The sequence below is a fragment of the Pedobacter sp. B4419 genome (genome assembly GCF_059693725.1).
The window spans coordinates 1,572,099-1,590,922 of the sequence record NZ_JCASSL010000001.1 but is presented as its reverse complement, the minus strand read 5'-3'; the positions used below and the strand labels follow the sequence as shown (position 1 = coordinate 1,590,922).

Annotated in this window: 19 protein-coding genes; 3 read left to right on the top strand and 16 right to left on the bottom strand. The window is 39.8% G+C overall.

Annotation, left to right across the window (positions count from 1 at the left end; all coding sequences use genetic code 11):
- Positions 1-90 precede the first annotated feature (90 nt).
- Positions 91-2,247 (bottom strand): FUSC family protein, encoded by a 2,157-nt coding sequence (locus AC570H_RS06415; protein ID WP_497352878.1) that lies wholly within the window; start codon positions 2,245-2,247, stop codon positions 91-93.
- Between the two features lie 1,028 nt (positions 2,248-3,275).
- Between AC570H_RS06415 and AC570H_RS06410 the strand changes: the two genes are divergently transcribed.
- Positions 3,276-4,628, top strand: coding sequence for a PhoH family protein (locus AC570H_RS06410; protein WP_497352876.1), 1,353 nt, complete (start codon positions 3,276-3,278; stop codon positions 4,626-4,628).
- Here AC570H_RS06410 and AC570H_RS06405 read toward each other — a convergent pair.
- The 9 genes from AC570H_RS06405 to AC570H_RS06365 all read right to left on the bottom strand — a co-directional run bounded on the left by AC570H_RS06405 (position 4,625) and on the right by AC570H_RS06365 (position 12,141).
- Entirely contained in the window at positions 4,625-5,158 is a 534-nt protein-coding gene (locus AC570H_RS06405; protein ID WP_497352874.1) for a hypothetical protein, read from the bottom strand. The genes AC570H_RS06410 and AC570H_RS06405 overlap by 4 nt on opposite strands.
- 9 nt (positions 5,159-5,167) lie before the next feature.
- On the bottom strand, positions 5,168-6,397 hold the full coding sequence (locus AC570H_RS06400; protein WP_497352872.1) for a TCR/Tet family MFS transporter: 1,230 nt from the start codon (positions 6,395-6,397) through the stop codon (positions 5,168-5,170).
- A 32-nt stretch (positions 6,398-6,429) separates the two neighbouring features.
- Positions 6,430-7,140: an endonuclease V gene (locus tag AC570H_RS06395; RefSeq protein WP_497352870.1), complete on the bottom strand. Its 711-nt coding sequence runs from the start codon at positions 7,138-7,140 to the stop codon at positions 6,430-6,432.
- Complete coding sequence (locus tag AC570H_RS06390; protein WP_497352868.1) at positions 7,140-8,351, bottom strand: DUF763 domain-containing protein; 1,212 nt, start codon at positions 8,349-8,351, stop codon at positions 7,140-7,142. The genes AC570H_RS06395 and AC570H_RS06390 overlap by 1 nt, the downstream gene beginning before the upstream one ends.
- A 118-nt stretch (positions 8,352-8,469) precedes the next feature.
- Entirely contained in the window at positions 8,470-9,696 is a 1,227-nt protein-coding gene (locus AC570H_RS06385) for an RNA polymerase sigma factor (RefSeq protein ID WP_497352866.1), read from the bottom strand.
- Between the two features lie 3 nt (positions 9,697-9,699).
- Positions 9,700-10,044, bottom strand: coding sequence for a YciI family protein (locus AC570H_RS06380; RefSeq protein WP_497352864.1), 345 nt, complete (start codon positions 10,042-10,044; stop codon positions 9,700-9,702).
- An 85-nt stretch (positions 10,045-10,129) separates the two neighbouring features.
- Entirely contained in the window at positions 10,130-11,215 is a 1,086-nt protein-coding gene (locus AC570H_RS06375; RefSeq protein WP_497352862.1) for an NADH:flavin oxidoreductase, read from the bottom strand.
- Between the two features lie 46 nt (positions 11,216-11,261).
- Positions 11,262-11,723 (bottom strand): DUF1569 domain-containing protein, encoded by a 462-nt coding sequence (locus AC570H_RS06370; RefSeq protein WP_497352860.1) that lies wholly within the window; start codon positions 11,721-11,723, stop codon positions 11,262-11,264.
- Positions 11,707-12,141, bottom strand: coding sequence for a VOC family protein (locus AC570H_RS06365; RefSeq protein WP_497352858.1), 435 nt, complete (start codon positions 12,139-12,141; stop codon positions 11,707-11,709). The genes AC570H_RS06370 and AC570H_RS06365 overlap by 17 nt, the downstream gene beginning before the upstream one ends.
- A 127-nt stretch (positions 12,142-12,268) precedes the next feature.
- Here AC570H_RS06365 and AC570H_RS06360 point away from each other — a divergent pair, with 127 nt between their 5' ends.
- Positions 12,269-12,910 carry a GNAT family N-acetyltransferase gene (locus tag AC570H_RS06360; RefSeq protein WP_497352856.1) on the top strand — a complete coding sequence of 214 codons (642 nt, stop codon included), beginning with the start codon at positions 12,269-12,271 and terminating at the stop codon, positions 12,908-12,910.
- A gap of 4 nt (positions 12,911-12,914) precedes the next feature.
- On the opposite strand, the gene AC570H_RS06355 is transcribed toward AC570H_RS06360, so the two are convergent.
- Together AC570H_RS06355 and AC570H_RS06350 are read right to left on the bottom strand one after the other, a co-directional pair.
- Positions 12,915-13,346, bottom strand: a complete 432-nt coding sequence (locus tag AC570H_RS06355; protein WP_497352854.1) for a helix-turn-helix domain-containing protein — start codon at positions 13,344-13,346, stop codon at positions 12,915-12,917.
- Positions 13,343-13,759, bottom strand: a complete 417-nt coding sequence (locus AC570H_RS06350) for a DUF1801 domain-containing protein (RefSeq protein WP_497352852.1) — start codon at positions 13,757-13,759, stop codon at positions 13,343-13,345. The genes AC570H_RS06355 and AC570H_RS06350 overlap by 4 nt, the downstream gene beginning before the upstream one ends.
- Positions 13,760-14,012: 253 nt before the next feature.
- Between AC570H_RS06350 and AC570H_RS06345 the strand changes: the two genes are divergently transcribed.
- Positions 14,013-15,284, top strand: a complete 1,272-nt coding sequence (locus tag AC570H_RS06345; protein WP_497352850.1) for a M20 metallopeptidase family protein — start codon at positions 14,013-14,015, stop codon at positions 15,282-15,284.
- 162 nt (positions 15,285-15,446) lie between these two features.
- Here AC570H_RS06345 and AC570H_RS06340 read toward each other — a convergent pair whose 3' ends face one another.
- The 4 genes from AC570H_RS06340 to AC570H_RS06325 form a co-directional block, all read right to left on the bottom strand.
- The gene (locus tag AC570H_RS06340) at positions 15,447-15,959 is read right to left on the bottom strand and encodes a hypothetical protein (protein WP_497352848.1); all 513 of its coding nucleotides are present in this window, start codon (positions 15,957-15,959) and stop codon (positions 15,447-15,449) included.
- Between the two features lie 23 nt (positions 15,960-15,982).
- Positions 15,983-16,342, bottom strand: coding sequence for a DUF2200 domain-containing protein (locus AC570H_RS06335; protein ID WP_497352846.1), 360 nt, complete (start codon positions 16,340-16,342; stop codon positions 15,983-15,985).
- A gap of 160 nt (positions 16,343-16,502) precedes the next feature.
- Positions 16,503-17,642: a tetratricopeptide repeat protein gene (locus AC570H_RS06330; protein ID WP_497352844.1), complete on the bottom strand. Its 1,140-nt coding sequence runs from the start codon at positions 17,640-17,642 to the stop codon at positions 16,503-16,505.
- An 85-nt stretch (positions 17,643-17,727) separates the two neighbouring features.
- Entirely contained in the window at positions 17,728-18,813 is a 1,086-nt protein-coding gene (locus tag AC570H_RS06325; protein WP_497352842.1) for a tetratricopeptide repeat protein, read from the bottom strand.
- Between the last annotated feature and the right edge of the window lie 11 nt (positions 18,814-18,824).

Below are 18,824 nucleotides of genomic sequence, written 5' to 3'. Positions count from 1 at the left end.
TAACTAATAGACCTAATTAACAAAATCGACTGGAACTTGTTTGAAATGAATGTTTCTAGTTGATGCTAACGTCAACAATTACAATATTATTTAGATCTTCAGCTTTTCGCTCAGTTTAAAAATATCGTAGGCTACCTTTTGGATCAAGTCGAATTGCTCCTCAATAATCATGGTTTGGCTTTCATGTGGCAATTCTTCTTCATGTTTACGCCTAATTAAAGGCACATTGCTAGGTTCGTCTTTATGTGTTTTGAGGTTAGTGGCCGAATGATTGAGCAAATAAACCGTATTATCAACCATTGGCCTTAACTCTTCGTAATTAAGATATACAAAATCATGCTCCTTGTTGTATAGGGATAAGGTAGCAATGTAGGAGGACAGCAAATGGTTCAGCACTGTAAACTGATGCAGTTCCTTGATGTATAATTGCTTGCTTTTAGGTTCAGAGAACATCCGCTGAAACAAAGACGACAAGTTGGAAGTACTTACATAAACGCCTTTTCTGGCTACCTTATAATTGGTGAGGTTAGGGTTTTCTTCAAAATAAAGCAAGGTAACCTGTTCAAAATATTTGGTATTCGCCTCTATAATTTCAATCATGGCTTCCTTTAGCTTTTCGTGCTCCCAATTGGGGAATAAAGAGTAGCTAGCCAAAAGGGCAATGCCCGAGCCTATTAAAGTATCGTAAATCCGTTCTCTGGCGATAGATAAACTTCCCATGCCTAGGAAATCAAACAGGATGAGGATGTAGGGAGTCATGAACAATACGCTCACTACATAGTTTTTGCGCTGGAAACTATAACAACCGATCATGCAGATCAACAAGATGACAAAAAGCGTATTCTTGTCGTGGATGTACACCAAAACGCCCATCCCGATGAAAGCACCTACCACGGTACCTATTAAACGTTGGTAATTACGCTCTTTTGTTAAGCTAAAGCCTGGTTTTGAAATGACCAAGATGGTAAGCAAAATCCAGTAACTATGCGCAAAATCGAGGCTTTTGGCCACGACGAAACCAATGAGCATTACGATGGCCACGCGCAACGAATGCCGAAAGGTAGAAGAGCTAAAAGTGAGGTTGTCTAACAGCAGCTTGGCATCAAAACTCTGGCGGGTTACAAATTTTTCTATGTCTATTTCTCGCTTGGCGAGTTTTTTCTTTTCGCTCTTGTTAAAATAGCTGTTAATCGTTTTTACCCGGCCTACTATATTTTCAATATTCACCTCAATGTTTTTTAAGGCAATGAGGCCAAGCGTATTGTATTTTTGTTCGCTGTTGCTTTCGAGTTCGGTGATTTCTGCCTTGAGCTTGGCCACATCCTCTACCAAATGATAGGCTAGGGAAGGCGTACCGCCACTTTTTAAGGCAAAGGCGATTTCATCTAAAGAAGTGGCAATTTTATTGATTACGCTTTCATACTGTGGCAGGATTCCAGCCGAATCAAATTGCTCATGCAATTGTTTGTAATTGTAATAAGTAGACATTACCTGCTCAAAAAGATCAACCATATCTACAAAAACCAATAGCAGAAACCTTCCTTCTGGCGTTGATTCCCTTACAAATTCACGTGTTTTAAAAAGCACTTCCCGTACTTCTTCCTGCTTCTCGTGCACATCTACCTGTAGCTGAAGCAATGAAGCATAGTTCTTCTCATAATCGGTATTTTCATGATAGAACTTGGCTTTTGCCCTTAAAAACTCGCCCACCTCCAATATCGAATCGCTTAGGGTCTGCTGTACCAAGCGATAGGGGCGGATGCGGTACATGAAATAGCTCAGCAAAGTGTACCAAATGCTTCCGGCAAAAACGAGCATAGCATAAAAAATCACTTCCTGCCAAGGCCTAATATCGTCAATGCTCAATACCATGATTAAAAGTACCGAGGTGCCAATAGAAGCTGCCCGGGTACCATATAAAAAGAACATGGAGAAAACAAAGCTGCAGATCACCAATAAAGTGCCCGTAAAATAAACGCTCTTATTGGTTAGCCCCACAACGATAGAAATCACAAATAAGAGCACGGTAGTAATGAGCATGGCATTTCTGCGGTGCACAATGGGGCCAGGCGAATCAACTACGCTGATACAAAGGGCACCCAGGGATAAGGTCATGCCATATTGCAGCATGCCGAATTGCGCCAGGATCAACGAGGGGCAAAGCACGCCGAAAGTAATCCGCAAACCGTCTGCAAAATAGGTACTGAGCAAAAAATCTTGGATATTTCTAACGGGTTGCTGGAGCATGTAACAAATTTATGGATTTAGCGATAAAGACTAGGTATGTTGAACCATAAAATTCCAATACTTTTCTGAGATTTCTTAAAAATAGGCAGAATCCAGTTTGGAAAAAATGTCAGGTTTCAAGCCATTTGTTTAAAAGCAGGCAAATTATAAATGTTAATAAAACTCTCTGATTTTCAGCAATAAAGCGAATACTGCATAGAAACCTGCTTTTCTGTCAAAAGCACATGTTAAGAAACTCATTTTTAAAGGTTTATAACTTGTTAAGAAAATAAATCGTTTTTTCTTGACAAGCATTGCTTCCAACACTAACTTAGATCATATCAAACACGGAGTACTTTGACAGTTTAATAAGGATGATCCAAAACAAAAACGAAGTTAACACTGAGATTTTGGGAACATTCAAAAAGCGAATTCAAATCTGAAGAACGTTGCAAGACAGGAATCAGTTTATAACAAATAAAGTCTTACGACGGCATTTTTATAAAGAATAAAGCAAATTACAAACCAGATCATTTGAAAGAACAGATGGGTTTAACAAGGCGCTTAGGTCGCATGACCCATATTTATTTGAGCAGCTCGTATTAAACATGATTGCAGGTTGTGGCATTTTACGGAGTAAAGCAACATTGCAAGAATTTGGAGACGAACGGATGGTTTCGCAAGAAAGCAGACGGTAACGAACAAGGTCAAGTACATCAGTTGATGCCTTACAGGTAACTACGGTTAGCTTTAAGGTTAAAACGGAGATCTAAATCGAAAGAGGCAGGTCTCCGTTTTGCTTTTAGAAGGATTTTTTCTTTACAATAACTTTCATGGAAGATAGGCGCAGAGGCCATTGTTCCCTAAACCCGATAGGATGGATGCCGACGTAAATCGGCAGGAAGGATAGCGGGACTACCGTTAAAATGAAATGCTGGCTGTGCTTTCCTAATAAAGACCGTTAAATGCTAGACTTATTCATCAACGATTTAATGTAATTTATAGCTTTCTTACTTAGAAATTAACTTGATAAAGCTTAAATTTACTGTATGTCCACGAAGAGTAAATCAGATTCCAGTCCGTCTAAAAAGATATTTGTGCTAGACACTTCGGTTATTTTATATGACCATGATGCCGTTAACAATTTTCAGGAACACGATGTGGCCGTTCCGGTGCTGGTTTTAGAAGAGCTCGACAACTTTAAAAGCGGTAATGATACCCGCAATTTTGAAGCCCGCAATTTTATCAGGTTAATTGACCTGGCTTCCAAAAAACACCTCATTAACGAATGGTTCTCCTTGCGCAAGAACAGTTTGGGCAAGTTTAAGGTAGTGCTGAACGAAAGTCCAAAAAGCATTGATGCCGAAAAGCTGTTTGGCGAAGGGAAATTCGACCATAGGATCTTAAATACGGCTCTGGCACTACAGGAAGAATATCCGAAGAACAAGGTTATTTTGGTTTCTAAAGACATCTGCCTTCGCTTAAAGGCAAAATCATTGAATCTCCATGCCGAAGATTACGAAACGGGGAAAATCAAAAATGCAGATGAGCTTTACAGTGGTAAAACAGAACTCAAGGATATACCTGTTGAATTATTGGATGAGCTCAAGAAGAACGGCGTTGTTGAGGCCACCGAACTGGAACTTCCCTACAAGGATTCTAATCATTTTTACAGCTTAAAAAACAAGAAGAGAAATGTAATCGCTTTTTATAGCGCAGCAGATAAAACATTGCGTTTGGTTAACCAAGAGCCAATTTTTAATATTTCTCCCCGCAATGCAGAACAGTCCTTCGCCATTGATGCGCTCTTAAATCCAGCCATTAAATTAGTCACTATACAAGGGAATGCGGGAACAGGCAAAACTTTGCTGGCTTTGGCAAGTGCCCTAGAGCAACGCAAGGATTTTAGGCAGATTTACATTACAAGGCCTATTGTACCACTCAGCAATAAGGACATTGGCTTTTTGCCAGGCGATGTAAAGGCAAAAGTAGATCCCTACATGGCGCCGATATGGGACAACCTGAAATTTATCAAGGAACAGTTTAACGGCGATGACAAGATGCTGGCCAAGATAGATGAACTGATCCGCACCGAAAAGATCGAAATTGCGCCATTGGCCTTTATTCGTGGCCGAACCATTACCAAAATCTTCTTTATTATAGACGAAGCACAGAACTTAACTCCTCACGAAATCAAAACCATTATTTCGCGAGCGGGAGAGCATACCAAGATCGTTTTTACAGGTGACATCTATCAAATTGATACACCTTACCTTGATTCGGAGAGCAACGGCTTATCTTACCTCATCGAGAATGCCAAAAAACATCCGCTCTATGCGCACATTACCCTGCAAAAAGGGGAGCGGAGCGAATTAGCGAATTTGGCAAACGAACTGCTTTAAATATCGAATGGATAGTTGTTTAACAATTTATCGCTGATCACTTTCAATTTGGCTTTATAATCGGTTTTTATTTCATCGCTTAATTCAGGTTCGGCATCATAAACCTCATCCAACTGTTTATTGAGCATCGCATATTGAAGCCATTGCTCGAAGCTGATACCGAGATCTATAAAATTGCTTGGGCACATTTCTTGTAGGTTGTGATCGTAGAAGTAAACGTTGTTAGCTCTATTAAACAGCCAAAGATCACCTTGGCCGTTCTGTGCAAAAATCCAAAATTTAGCAATCGTTGCCTCATCACTATCGCTAGTCCAGTATGATGGTATTGAATATTCCCTGGTTTCGTTATAGGCCTGCACACTATCAAACAACATACATTCAGAAGACAGCTCAGTGGTTTGGATCCGAACGACCAGCTCTTCGTAAAATTCCGGAAAAGAAAAACCGAGTGTTTTCGGAAAATTCCTGGCTTCTCGTTGACTAGACAAGATTTCAGCTTTGATTGCTTCTATTTTTTTAATGGCAAACATACTAAGCCGTTAATGATGTTTTCTAAGCGCGGCTATGGCGATGAACAATCCGATTAAGGTGATGAAAGCACTAAAAATAAATGGTGCACCTGGAAAATAGGCTGGCGTACCATCTGCAATAAAATAAGCAAAAATATGAGTAACTATCCAAGGACCAATAATAGCCGCTAAACTCTGCATTGCCGTAATTATTCCTTGTACTTCGCCTTGCGCATTGTCGGCAACCTGATTAGAAATAATGGTCTGCATAGCAGGTCCGCCAATGCCTGCCAGGCAATAAGGCAAAATAAACAGCATCATCATTAATCCGTTTGAGGCAAATGCGAAACAAGCAAAACCAATGATATAAAGAATTAAGCTATAAATAATAGCGTTTTTATTGCCGATTTTTGGAATAATAATCCTGATCAATCCTCCCTGTACCACTGCAATGGCCACGCCAACAACACCTAAAGAAATACCGATCATTTTCGAATCCCATTTGAATTTTTCTATGACATAATAGCCCCAATTGGTTTGAACAGAGTGACTGGCAATATAAAGCAACAACAATGAACCCACTAATCCAATAATGGTGGGATACTTTGAAATATTAAGCAGGGAACCTAGCGGATTTGACCTCAACCACGAAAAAGCCCTTCTTTTGTTTTTCGAAAGAGATTCGGGCAGAATAAAATAGCCATATAAACAGTTGATTAAGGCTAAACCCGCTGATACCATAAAAGGAACCCGCAATCCAAAAGTACTTACAAGGCCGCCAATTACTGGACCAATAATAAAGCCAATGCCAAAAGCTACGCCAACCATTCCGAAATTCTGCGCTTTCTTCTCTGGAGTTGAAATATCAGCAATATAAGCCATAGCTGTAGTAAAACTAGCACCAGTAATTCCTGCAATTATTCTTCCTATAAACAACCAAAAAATAGTTGGCGCGAAAGAAAGAAAGAGGTAATCTACCCCCAATCCGAACAATGACATTAATAAAATAGGCCTACGTCCATACCTATCGCTCAAACCTCCAATGATGGGAGAAAATATAAATTGTGCCAAAGAATAGGCCAACAATAAATAGCCACCATACTCTGCCGCCACGCTTAATCCCTTGCCGGTTAATCCTTCAATCAAGCCAGGCAAAACAGGAATAATAATGCCAAATCCGATGAAATCTATTAATAAAGTAATGAAAATAAAGGTAAGTGCAGACGATTTGACTGGGAGGGGTGATTTTTCTTCTAGCATGTCGTAAAAATAGTTTATTTGTTGTATTCAGTTCAAAATAGTTCAGGAATTTGTTCCACAAACTTAAAACCTGCCTTTAGCTTGCCGATTCTAAACTCGTTCACAATCTCGTGGGCTATTCTGGTAGGTTCTGGAATTCGGTATTTGCCAATGCATTTCTTCATGATCAATAGGCTTTTAGGTAAGCTTAGGCCATAGCCCGGAGAAATGTAGACGGGTTTATTATTATCCTTTGTACGCAAGGCGTAGCCTAACAATGTAGATTCTTCGTGCATTTCGCTAAAAGAAAATTTCAAGCCACTTGGTTCTTTGTATTTGCCGTAAAGTGAGTTCTTGGCGCAACCGATGGTGGGGTGATGCGTCATTACACCAAAATGAGAAGCAATCCCCATTCTTCGCGGATGCAATATGCCTTGTCCATCTAAAACCACTACATCTGGCTTCATTTGCAATTGTTCCCATGCCTTAAGCAGGGTAGGCACTTCTCTAAGGCCTAAAAAACCTGGGATGTAAGGAAAATTACTGATGCCCGTTGCCAAAGAATAAGCCTTCAAAGTCATTTGAGGATAGCTTAATATCACAATAGCTGCATAAAACAGGTTGCTGTCTTTATTGTAGGAAATGTCGGCTCCAGCAATGGTATGGATAGGCTGGTCGTCTGGAATTTCAAATCGCAGGTCTTTTCTCATTTCCTTTTGCAAGGCAATTGCTTCGGGAATGCTCAGGTTATTGTAATCAATCATCAGAATAAAGCTAATTGGGTTGATACTGGAGGTTTTGCTTTGCCAAATACCGTCCTGCCGCCATATTTCCACGAATCGGCACGTTCTTTAGCAATGAGCTCTTCAAAATTGCCATTGGGCACAAAATCTTCTTCCACTTTTGCAGCTATTTTAGATAAGGATTGGATGGCGTTTAGCTTATCTGAATTTCCAAGCTTTGATTTATGGATAGCCGTTTGCAAAGTGGCAATGGTTTCATCATAAACTTTGGTGGGAACAGGGAAGGGGTGGCCATCTTTTCCGCCGTGCGCAAACGAGAATCTTGCCGGGTCTTTAAACCTGGATGGACTGCCATAAATTACCTCGCTTACCAGCGCCAAAGACTGTAAGGTTCTTGGACCCAAACCTTCGAGCAACAACAGTTCTTCAAAATTAGTGACGTTTTTTTCTTGCGCCAGCCACAATACCGCACCTAAACGTTTCATATCAATGTTTTCGGCTCGCACTTCGTGATGATTAGGCATCACCAGTTTTTTAATCTGGTTAATTTCTGCGAGCATCTTAACCGGCGATTCTGTAGCTACGTTCAGCATAGCTTGTTTTAAGGGCTGTGCTTTTTTATCCGTCAGGTTTAAGATTTGGCCGCAGTTCTGTCCATAGATAAAAGTGTGCGGTTCTTCAGTAAATGATTGTATTGATGGAGAATGCCAGTGGTAACGGCGGGCAGTGGCGCTCGCATTGCTCATGCCTTGCTGAATAACCGTCCAATTGCCTTCGTTGCTGATTACAAAATGATGCTGATAGAGCTGAAAACCGTCTTGAACAGCTGTATTGTCTACTTTTGCACTCAACTTGCTTGATTGCACCAACTGATTGCCGTCTAAGCCATTCAGTTCGGCATACTTCAAGAGCTGAACAGGAGCTTGCTTAGATTGCTTGCCTTTGCCACCACAAATGTAAAGCCCAAATTCTTTAGCATTGGGATTGATACTCCTTTTAAGTGCGCCCATTACCGAGGTAGTAATGCCCGATGAATGCCAGTCCATACCCATTACTGCACCTAAACTCTGAAACCAAAAAGGATCGCTCAAACGGCTCAAAAGCTCGTTTTTTCCTCTACTGGCAAGAATTTCTTCGACAATGGCACGGCCCAATTTTGCCATACGTTCTGCCAGCCATAAGGGGACAAAACCATGATGCAAAGGTAAATCTGCTGTGCCGGCTCTTTTCATGATACTAACAAATTTAGTAAACAAGAAAATAAAAATCAACTAAATTTGCTAAAAAAATTAGCTGAAAGATTATAATGTTAGAAAAATGAAATTATTTGCCTTACAATTGTTTTTTGAGCTACTGACTTATCAATTTATCAATGGCTTTTCCTAGCGTTTCTTTTTCTGTTTTAGATTTGCTGAGCCTAATAGCTTTTTGGTAATAAGCTATCGCTTTGCTTACTTGGAACTCTTCATATAAATAGCCTAAAAGTGCATTATAATGGCCAATTTCGTCAAGGTTCAATTTTTCTGCCTCCTGCAATGCCAGTTCCTTGCCATGAACTTTTGCAAAGGCAAACGTTCTGTTGAGTGCGGTAGCGGGTGTATATGCTAACAAAATCAGCTCATTGTAGAGCGATAAAATATGTTGCCATTTGTTAGGATCTGCAACAGTATGCCAGTAAGCAATGGCAGCTTGAAGATGATAGCCATAAAGCTCGCTGCCCGAGCAGGCATTTACCAAATAGTAATTGCCTTTATCCATCAGGTTTTGATCCCATAGGCCTTTATCTTGCTCTTCAAACAAAACAATTTCTCCAAATTGGTTTAATCGGGCATCAAACCTTGAACTCTGAAAACACATTAGGGCCAACAAGGCGTTTGCTTTGGTTGTGTTCGTCGATGGGTTTTCTAATAAAACCAATACCAACCGTATCGCTTCTGCACATAACTCTTTACGGATCAACTGATTATTTGATTTCGAAAAATAGCCTTCGTTAAATAGAAGATAGAGTGTACTGAGCACTACGTCGAGCTTAGCTTGTATCGTTTTTTCGGACAACAGCTCAATTTGAAAATTGTTGACCCTCAATTTTTGCTTCGCCCTGAACAAGCGTTTTTTTATGGTTTCGGTATTGGTCAAAAAAGCATCGGCAATTTCTTGCAGGCTAAAGCCACAAAGTACTTGAAGGGCCAAACAAATCTGTAAATCAGTGGAATTAGCTGTATTGCAAACTGCAAAAATCATGGCTAATTGCCCATCGGCGATGCTTTGTGCCGTAAACTCAAACTGTTCATCAATCCATGTCGCTGTGGGCTCGATGCTGTTTTTAACTTTTGTTTCGAACAAAGCCAAGCGCTTCAAGTGGTCTTTCGTTTTGTTTTTGGCTACTGTATAAAGCCAAGCAGTAGGATTTGCAGGAATACCGCTCGAAGGCCACGCTTCTGCCGCTTTTAGAAAGGTCTCGCTTACAATGTCTTCGGCGATTTCCATATGTTCCAAGCCAAAATGACGGCACAATACTGCCGTCATTTTGGAATATTCAGACCTGAATAAGCGAGGTAAAAGCTCGGTTGCCTGCATGAACTAGCTGTTGTTAACTGGCGGAATCAATACTTCCCTTACTTCGATGCTACCACCAATCTTAAAAATGGGATTGGCCTTTGCAATCGCAATCGCATCGTCAATATCTGTTGTTTTCACAATGATAAAGCCACTGATAAACTCCTTGATTTCTGTAAATGGGCCATCAGTTACTTTCAAATCGGCGTTTACGGTTTTCGCTTCGCTTACAGATAAGCTTTTACCTTTATCGGCTAGTTTGTTTTGCGCGGCAATGCTGGCCAGCCAATTCATTCTTTCTTGCATTTGAGCAGGTGTAGGTTTAAAATCGACATCATTAAGCCTAAAGATTAATAAGAATTCTTTCATTGTTCAAAATTTATGTTTCGCGCTTTTAACGATCGAAGTTCGAAAAAGGGGACAGCTACATCAAAGATAATGATTTGGCTTAAGGCTATACCAAACTGTATAGCGCTTCTTTATTAAAGCCCAACAATTCGTTTACTCTATTTGACTTGATCTTTTGTACCCAGTACGGATCAGTTAAAAGCGCTCGGCCAACTGCCACCAGGTCAAATTCATTGTTGTCCATTCTGCGTGCCAACTCATCTAGCGAAGAGGGGATGGAGTTTTCGCCTACATATAATGAGGTTACATCTTTATCCAAACCTACAGAACCTACAGTGATCGTAGTTTTTCCGGTCAGCTTTTTTGCCCAACCTGCCAAATTAAGATCAGAACCGGCAAATTCTGCCTCCCAAAACCTTCTGGTCGAGCAATGAAAAACATCCACGCCAGCATCAACCAAAGGGCCCAGCCAAGCTTCCAGTTCCTGAGGTGTTTTGGCCATTTTATGATTGTAATCTGTAAATTTCCATTGCGATAAACGAAGGATCAAGGCGAAATCTTCGCCCACCCGGCGCCTGATTTCCCTGATCACTTCAACTGCAAAGCGACTGCGCTCGACTAAAGTTTGTCCACCAAAAAAATCAGCTCGTTTATTGCTCGTTTCGTCAAAAAACTGGTCGATCAGGTAGCCGTGTCCAGCTTGGATCTCCACACAGTTGAAGCCCATGTTTTTAGCTTGGAGCGCAGCTGATCCATAGGCGGAAATGGTTTCAGCAATAGTGGCATCGCTCATGGCCTTTCCATTTCCAATACCTGATGGACCTTCAAATGGAGTATCGGGAAGCCATCCTGAAGCATGATTTTCCTGAATTCCTGCATGCCAAAGTTGGGGAGCCATTTGGCCACCCGCATGATGCACATCATCAAGTACTTTTTGCCAGCCCTCTAAAGCACTATCGCCGTAGAATTTCGGCACGTTTGGATCATTGCTTGCTGCAGGCCGATTGATGATGGTTCCCTCTGAAATGATCAATCCAACATCGCCAAGCGCACGTTTACTGTAATAATGAGCAACATCAGCTGTAGGAATTCCGTTTGGCGAACAAGACCTGGTCATGGGCGACATTACAAAACGGTTCTTGGTTTGTAATGATTTTAAGCTAAAAGGCTGGAATAAACTTTCTAAATACATATTACGGTTTTTACACCATAACGATCAGCAAACGAAGAAGGGGACACTATACCCCAAATTGCCGCAGGTGATGATCAAAGTGCTTGTACACAAAGATGCCAATCTGTTCTTTAGACATTTTGCCAAAAAAGTCGTGTACAAAGCGATTATTCGAAAAATGCGCATAAGCATCGATGTATTGCCTCCAAATTTCTTTTTGTATTTCTACATCGCCATCTTTCTCCTTGGCCAGGAAAACATTGCCAGCCGGCATGTTCTTGCCTATAGGTTTTTCATTCTTTGTATTGCTTTTTAAGGCCCATTTGCCAAAAATCTTTCCCAAAAGATCTTGTTTATAGGTATGGTCGCTAAAATTTCCTTTTCCTAAAACCCATTCATTCCAAATATTACAATGCCTGGTCATCTGAAATAAATTCATTTTGCCCCAAGCAGCCTTTTTATCCTCATCGAGCAATTGGATCCGATCCAGCAATTCGTTCCTTATTTGTTGATCAAACATTGTTTTCATCGCCGAAATTATTTAGGGGTTGCAAGGAAAAATAATTGCCCGAATCGTCTTTGAACAAAGCTTCGGTGCCATAAAACTCTTTGGTTGGAGGTTTGATAAATTCCACGCCTTTAGATTTCAGCTCTTCGTAGGTGGCAAAAATATCATTGCAGGTGAGTACGCCACAGCCAAAAATGCCTTTGCGAATGAGGTCTATCAAGGTTTCGGCAATCTCTTTTGGAAACATCTTGCTTACTTTTACAGGAAACAAAACCAATTGCAGATCGGGCTGTTCTGGAGGTGAAACGGTGAGCCATCTACTTTCGGGCCCCATGGGGATATCATCTACCAGGTTAAAGCCCAATTTGTTGACATAGAAATCATAAGCGCTATCTTGATCAATAACGTGGATGTTGGTAATGGTCATTTTGGTAATCATAATCTTTCTTTGTTAAGGTGAATATGAAGGTAAAGTTAGCCATCTCGTTAGGACCTCATTTCTTCAAAATTGCTATTTTATTGAATAAATATTTGGGTGTTCTCTATATTTAGGTTTTAATCTACAGATGAATCGCAGTGTTTCTTCAGATATGATCGAAAAGTGGCTTAGTGGCTGGTGCCTGTCGAGGGAGTTGCCTTTGCCGGTTAAATATAAATCTGGTTTTAAAGTTGATGTTGGCTATGAAAGACAGAAATCCCGCTACGTATTTCCTGAACTAGAAGACGATTTTTTTGAACTTGCCGATACTACTCATGAGCCTTGGGTTTTTCTAAAGGTTTGTGCCAGCGCTGCAGCAATAGCAGATCGGATACCAAAAAGATGGACACTTCAGCCACAGGGATACCTGATGTATTGTTTTGAACCAATGGTAATTGCAAAGGTTAATTTGCCTGGGGGCTATCGATTTGAATTTGAGCAATACAATTCCACATTTGTAACTAAAATTGTCACTTCTCATTGTGAATTGGCCTCCATAGGTCGTGTAGTTTTGATTGACGATATTGCAATTTACGATCGAATTTCAACTGCAGAAAAGCATAGAAGGAAAGGGCTTGCAAGACTATTAATGAAAGAACTTGAAAAAATTGCATTGTCTAAAGCTATCAGTAAGAATATTCTGGTAGCTACCGAAGAGGGGAGATTGCTTTATGAATCGCTTGGCTGGAAGCTTTATAGCCCTTATTCGTCTTTTGTGATCACTGGTTAGCTGTTTAGGCCCAGCCATGTTGGTAGGCATAACAACTGGGGATAAAAGCAAGTGGTGTTTTGGCTATTTGCGCTTTATTTTGCAAGTGATTTTCGGCAAAACTGGAAGCAGACTGGCCTACCATCCGCTTAAACAGGCCACTAAAAGAACTCAGGCTATCAAAACCTACAAAGAAACAAGTATCTGAAACAGATTTGCCTTCCTTTAACAGCAGTTTTGCTTTTTCTATCCGCGTAGCTTTGAGGTACTGGTGCGGTGTTTTGCCATACACGGTTTTAAACAAACGGATGAAATGAAATTTTGAAAAATAGGCTTCGTCAGCAATATTATCCAAATCGATAGGGTTGCCATAATGGGTATCGATAAAGAGTTTGGCCTGTACAATTCTTCTGTACAGGTAAACCTTTGGATGGTTATATTCTTTTGTTATGCTCATGTTTTGTCGCTTAAGGCAATGTTGATCAGTTCTTCCAATACGTTAAGATCTACATCGGCCAGTTTGTTGATATAAAGGCAGCCTGCGCCGGTTTTATGCTTGCCTAGTTTTTCGAGAATTTCTGCCTGCGCCTTGATATTGATGGTTAGCGATAAAGAAAGGTTGGCCTTTCGGGGCGAAAATCCGATTTTGAACCAATCTACTTCTCTACCGCTTCTCGAACTTTTATACCTCAAATTTCCAAAGCCAATTAAGGAAGCGCCCCACATTTTAGGTTCTTCTCCACTTGCTTTTTTCATCATTTCCAAGATGACAAAGCTGTCTTTGCGTTTTTGCTCGTCGTCAACGGTGTTGATAAAATCATTCACGCTGGCAACAGTTGGTTTGGTTTTAATTTCTGCTACTTTAGCCATAGGAAGCTCTTTTTAAATTGAATACTTGATCTATATATTCAAGGTAAAAAATATTCTTTACAAAGCTAGGCGTTGAAATGGCATTTTTGAAGTACAAAACAGACATTTAAGCGGGCTGTTCGAGCCATTAAAATTTATTCAGATCAGCTGATTTTCTATTTCTGTCTCATAGAATTTATTGTTCGTCACATTTTGAAGAAATTTGTTTTCTGTGCATGTATCCTTGTATCCAACACAAAAGCTATTATTTAAAATGAAGCTACCACTTACATTCGTATTCCTATTAATTGCGCTTATAGGCTATCAAAAGGATGAAAAAGCCTTAACCAATGACTTGATTAAAGCAGAGACCGATAAAATTTACGATAAGCTGGTCAAAATAAGAAGGGACTTTCATGCCAACCCAGAATTGGCGGGCAATGAAAAACACACCCAAGAATTCATCAGGCAATACCTGTCGAATTTAAGAATAGAGGTTGAATCAGACCTTTATGGACATAGCGTAATAGGCATCCTAAAAGGGAAGAAAGGAGGGAAGAAGATCGCTTGGCGTGCCGATATGGATGCTTTGCCTAATGATTTTCCTGATATGGCCGAGTTCAAGTCCAAAATAAAAGGAGTACAGCATGGTTGTGGCCACGATGTGCATTTGGCAATTGGCTTAGGTATAGCCGAAATCTTAGCCAAGCACAAAGAAACGCTCAATGGAACAGTATATTTTATATTTCAACCCGAAGAAGAAACCTTTGTCGGTGCAAAAAAAATGATTGAGCAGGGTTTGTTTTCCAAAATAACTCCTGATGAAATTTATGGCTTACACGTAACTGCGCTACCAGTTGGGCAAATCATGGTGAAGCCCAATGAAATGTTCGCTTACCAAAAACGGTTAAGGATTAAATTGAAGAATGAGCTTTTTAAAGAAGAAGTTAAAGAGCTGGCCAAGAAAATACGTAATTCGCTGGTTCGGGTACAGACCAATAGTAAGCCTTGGGAAATCCAGCAGATGATAGATCCGCAAACTGGTTTAACAAATTCAGCTACCATTTTTAAAGATTACCTGATTGCTGACGAATTTAATAGCTATACAAAAAATGGCGAACTGTTTCTAGAAACTTATTTATATGAAACCAAGCAGTCGAATCTCCAAAAAATCATCCCTCAAATCGAACAGGTAATCGAGGCAAATCACTACAGGGAAAAACTGATTGCTGTTTCGTTTATACAGGAAAACCCAACAGTGCTTAATGATGAAAAGCTAACCAAAAGCGCCATGAAGACGCTAAGCAAAATATACGGAAATGATTTAATGGTACCAGATTATGGTCAGGTTCCATATTTTAACGACGACTTTGCCTATTACCAACAAAAAGTACCAGGTGTTTATTTCTTTTTGGGTGGCTCTAATCTTAAAAAAGGAATTGTGGCCATGAACCATGCCTCCAATTTTAACGTTGATGAAGAATGTATAAAAATAGGCGTTAGAACTTTTTCGTCCTTAATTTTTGAAAGGCTAAAAGGGAAATAGACTTCTCATTGCGTGAGGGATAGAAACGGTTACCCCACAGAGAGGAACGAGCGAGGAGTAAGAGTGGATAGCCCGACACCTGAAGTGCACAAACTTGCATTTTGTACGGAAATTAAAAGGGCAGGTGGCACGCCCATATATCTTAGGCCAATCTTTCAATATTTACACCAAAAACTTATAGTAATCTGATTGAAATTCTCCATTTAAGGCATTTATATAATATGCTTTAAAAGCTGAAAAAGAATTGGCTATCAATGTAGTTTCTTCGTACTCCGGTTCGCAACCGTAATAGATTTTACCTGCATTCTCTTTACCAATTCCAATGGCAACATATTGGTAACCTGTTTTTACAGACATTAAGAAGGGGAGGTGCGATTGCCAAAATTTCTTTATAGCTGCAATGCTATCAATTTCTGCATCGTTCAAACTTTGCAACTCAAACTCATTCCATGGGAACGCAGAATCTGTTTCATTGTGATAGTCCTTGTAAGATAGAAACCAGATATTATCTTCTTTATTTGCACAAGTCTCAAAGCAATTTATGAAATCTCTAAATGCTTCAGGTGCATTTTTTGACCTTTCATTTATCAAATTATTACGATTTCCCGTACCATTATTTATTTGAATATTCCAGCCTTGCCGACTTAATGATTCAATAAAGGCTGAGTTTTCCATTGGAGTAGCAGTTATCGTTTCTTTTATTTCCTTAAAATTTTCTCCATGGCTTTGCCTTTGGCCAGTTCATCGATCAGTTTATCCAGGTAGCGAACCTGCTGCATAAATTTATCTTCAATATCTTCTACACGATAGCCACAGATCATTCCGGTAATTTTAGATGCATTGGGATGAATTTGTGGAGCTTGTGCAAAGAATGTTTCAAAGTTGGTTTTGTTATCAAGTGTTTTTTGAAGGTCGTTGGCATTGTAACTGGTAAGCCAAAAAATAATCTCGTCGACTTCGGCTTTGGTGCGACCTTTTTTCTCTGCCTTTGTAAGGTAATGCGGATACACGCCGGCAAAAGACATCTTGCGAACTCTTTCGTTATTTTTATCGTTCATATTTGAGAATTTTAATAAAGTTACTATATGTTTGGTTAGCTGTCAATCCTAACGTTAGGTCAAAGATAAACATTTCATTTTAATTGTCCTATAATTTACATTATGTTAACTAATATTAACAAAAACATATACTTCTCCTATTTTGACAATAATGATCATCTTAAAATTCGTTAAGTTTTCTCTTGAGTTCCTGTACCTTATCCAACCTGTCTTTCCTGGTATAGATTTCGATCAGCAATTGAATGGTATTCCTGTCGTTCGGATTGATCTCGTGTGCACGCAATAAAGTAAACTCGGCACGATTGATATAGGAATTGAATTTAGGTTTGCTTTTTTCCTTCAGGCCGGCATTTGCATTATTGATGTAAACCAGCGCCAATTGATACAACGCATCAAAATAATTCTGGTCAACTTCTAAGGCTTTTTTATACGCCGCTTCTGCATTGCTATTATTGTTTAGCTGAGATTGTTGCAGGTATCCATATAAAAACAGCAACAATTTGCTTCTTTTTTCTGTAGCAATAGATCCTTCGATTATTTTGGCTGCCTGTGCATATCTTTCATTGTCAAGCAACAAATTGATGTAATCGTTGGTTAAAAACGGATGGTACGGATTGAGTTTTAGGCCATCTTCCAAAATTTTGATAGCCGTCTCGCTTTCAAATTTGGAAGCATAAATATTGGCCATTTGCTGAAAAACGATCGGATTTCTTACGCCATTTTCTTTAGCTCTCTTGAAATAAACCAATGCATCATCGTAAGATTGGATATTCTGTGCGCACAATGCCACATTAATGGCTATGGCAGTATCTGTAGGCAAATAATCGCTTACCTGTTTCAACAGGTTAAAAGCCGTGATAAAGTCGTTCTGCTGATAAGCTTTGGCACCTTCTGTCTGTTTTTTGATGTTGATGTTATAGCCAGAAGCCTTAATCAGGCCCGAATTGTCTTGAAACTTATCCAGGCTTTGTGCTTTTTCCAAAGCTTCGGTAGCCATGTCGTAATATTTGTCGGCATTGGCTTCGTTATCGTCTATCAAAGCCACATATGAGCATAAATAAGCTTTAATCGCCCATGTTTCTGGCCAATTCTTTGTCTTTTTATCGTTCTGAGCCGCTTCTACCGCCTTAATCCCCTCTCCTATAATGGCCAGTTGCTTTTTAGGCTCTTCTTTGCCGGCAATGCTGGCCTGCAGTTTACCCACGCTATTCTGCGCCAATTGGATCTGCGATTTTTGGGCAAAGCCTTGATAGGAGGCTAAAAGGACGAAAAAAAGGGCAAATACAAATCTATAATTCATGCTTCTCGGTAGTATGGACAAACAAAAATAACAAAAAAGAGGGATAATTTTGTTATCCCTCTTTCTTAATGCGTATTAGGCTATCCTAGTTTTTTGCAGGAATAGCATCTAATCTTTTCTTAATCTGGTCGTAATTGGCTGTATCATTCTTGAAAGCATAAATCGTTTTCAATGATTCTAGCGCAGGTACGTAATTAGGATTGATTTCTGCCGCTTTTTTATAGAACGGAAGCGACTGATCGATCAAGGCTACTACTTTTGCCGTTAAGGCATCGTATTCCTTGGTCTTTTTGGCATCCAGCTTATTTCTGGTTTCCTGTACGGCCAAGGCTTGTTTATAATAGGTATCGCCCATTAGATATTGGTAAACTTCTTTTTTAGGATCTTTGGCAATCAGTTTGGTCAATGATTCTTGAGATTTAGCGATATCGCCTTTGGCAATGTACAAATCAGTTTCGGCGCCAATAAAATTGCCATCATCTGGAAATTTAGCCAAAGCTTCTTTAATAGTAGCCAAAGCAGCGGTGGTATCTTTTAATTTGTCAGTCTGCAAATTGATGATCTGTGCATATAGGTCCTTAGATTCTGGTACGTTGAAACTGATTACTTTTTTAAAGCTTTCAATCGCCTCTGGATAATTGCCCACTAAGTTAGCGGTAACACCCACGTTGATATACATCGAGGTATCTTTTGGATTGGCCGCCAACAATTCTTTGAAAAGCGTTAAGGCAGCAGCATAATCTTTAGCATTGTAAGCCCTAACACCTCTTCCTCTTTTGGCATTAACCAAGTTGAGCTGTGCAGTAGCGATGTTGTCTTTTTCGCTGTTTTTGGCATCAAGCGTTTTGGCTTTTTCAATAGCTTCTTCTGCTATCTTTTGCTTAGCCAAGGCGTTATTTGCATCTACAGTATCAATTCTTGATATTTCTGAAGAAAGCAAAGCCCTGTATGACCAAGCCTCAGGCATTACTTTAGATTTTTCATTTGCAATGGCTAAATCTGTATGTGCCAAGCCTTTGTTAAGTGCTTCTATAGATTTGGCATAACCTTGAGAATTTAATACAGTAACGTATAGGTTCCAAGATTTTTGCGACTCGTTCACTTCACTCTTTTGCGCATTTGCAAGTGCAGCCACACCTACAAGCAATGTACTTAAAAGCAATTTTTTCATTGTTCTTCTAT

Excerpts from the sequence above, each read along its gene's own strand:
- AC570H_RS06345 (WP_497352850.1), top strand. The coding sequence starts at position 14,013 with ATGAAGCTACCACTTACATTCGTATTCCTATTAATTGCGCTTATAGGC.
- AC570H_RS06375 (WP_497352862.1), bottom strand. The coding sequence starts at position 11,215 with ATGTATTTAGAAAGTTTATTCCAGCCTTTTAGCTTAAAATCATTACAA.
- AC570H_RS06350 (WP_497352852.1), bottom strand. The coding sequence starts at position 13,759 with ATGGCTAAAGTAGCAGAAATTAAAACCAAACCAACTGTTGCCAGCGTG.
- AC570H_RS06355 (WP_497352854.1), bottom strand. The coding sequence starts at position 13,346 with ATGAGCATAACAAAAGAATATAACCATCCAAAGGTTTACCTGTACAGA.
- AC570H_RS06410 (WP_497352876.1), top strand. The coding sequence starts at position 3,276 with ATGTCCACGAAGAGTAAATCAGATTCCAGTCCGTCTAAAAAGATATTT.
- AC570H_RS06335 (WP_497352846.1), bottom strand. The coding sequence starts at position 16,342 with ATGAACGATAAAAATAACGAAAGAGTTCGCAAGATGTCTTTTGCCGGC.
- AC570H_RS06340 (WP_497352848.1), bottom strand. The coding sequence starts at position 15,959 with ATGGAAAACTCAGCCTTTATTGAATCATTAAGTCGGCAAGGCTGGAAT.
- AC570H_RS06390 (WP_497352868.1), bottom strand. The coding sequence starts at position 8,351 with ATGAAAAGAGCCGGCACAGCAGATTTACCTTTGCATCATGGTTTTGTC.
- AC570H_RS06405 (WP_497352874.1), bottom strand. The coding sequence starts at position 5,158 with ATGTTTGCCATTAAAAAAATAGAAGCAATCAAAGCTGAAATCTTGTCT.
- AC570H_RS06415 (WP_497352878.1), bottom strand. The coding sequence starts at position 2,247 with ATGCTCCAGCAACCCGTTAGAAATATCCAAGATTTTTTGCTCAGTACC.
- AC570H_RS06385 (WP_497352866.1), bottom strand. The coding sequence starts at position 9,696 with ATGCAGGCAACCGAGCTTTTACCTCGCTTATTCAGGTCTGAATATTCC.
- AC570H_RS06380 (WP_497352864.1), bottom strand. The coding sequence starts at position 10,044 with ATGAAAGAATTCTTATTAATCTTTAGGCTTAATGATGTCGATTTTAAA.
- AC570H_RS06330 (WP_497352844.1), bottom strand. The coding sequence starts at position 17,642 with ATGAATTATAGATTTGTATTTGCCCTTTTTTTCGTCCTTTTAGCCTCC.
- AC570H_RS06400 (WP_497352872.1), bottom strand. The coding sequence starts at position 6,397 with ATGCTAGAAGAAAAATCACCCCTCCCAGTCAAATCGTCTGCACTTACC.
- AC570H_RS06325 (WP_497352842.1), bottom strand. The coding sequence starts at position 18,813 with ATGAAAAAATTGCTTTTAAGTACATTGCTTGTAGGTGTGGCTGCACTT.
- AC570H_RS06365 (WP_497352858.1), bottom strand. The coding sequence starts at position 12,141 with ATGATTACCAAAATGACCATTACCAACATCCACGTTATTGATCAAGAT.
- AC570H_RS06395 (WP_497352870.1), bottom strand. The coding sequence starts at position 7,140 with ATGATTGATTACAATAACCTGAGCATTCCCGAAGCAATTGCCTTGCAA.
- AC570H_RS06360 (WP_497352856.1), top strand. The coding sequence starts at position 12,269 with ATGAATCGCAGTGTTTCTTCAGATATGATCGAAAAGTGGCTTAGTGGC.
- AC570H_RS06370 (WP_497352860.1), bottom strand. The coding sequence starts at position 11,723 with ATGAAAACAATGTTTGATCAACAAATAAGGAACGAATTGCTGGATCGG.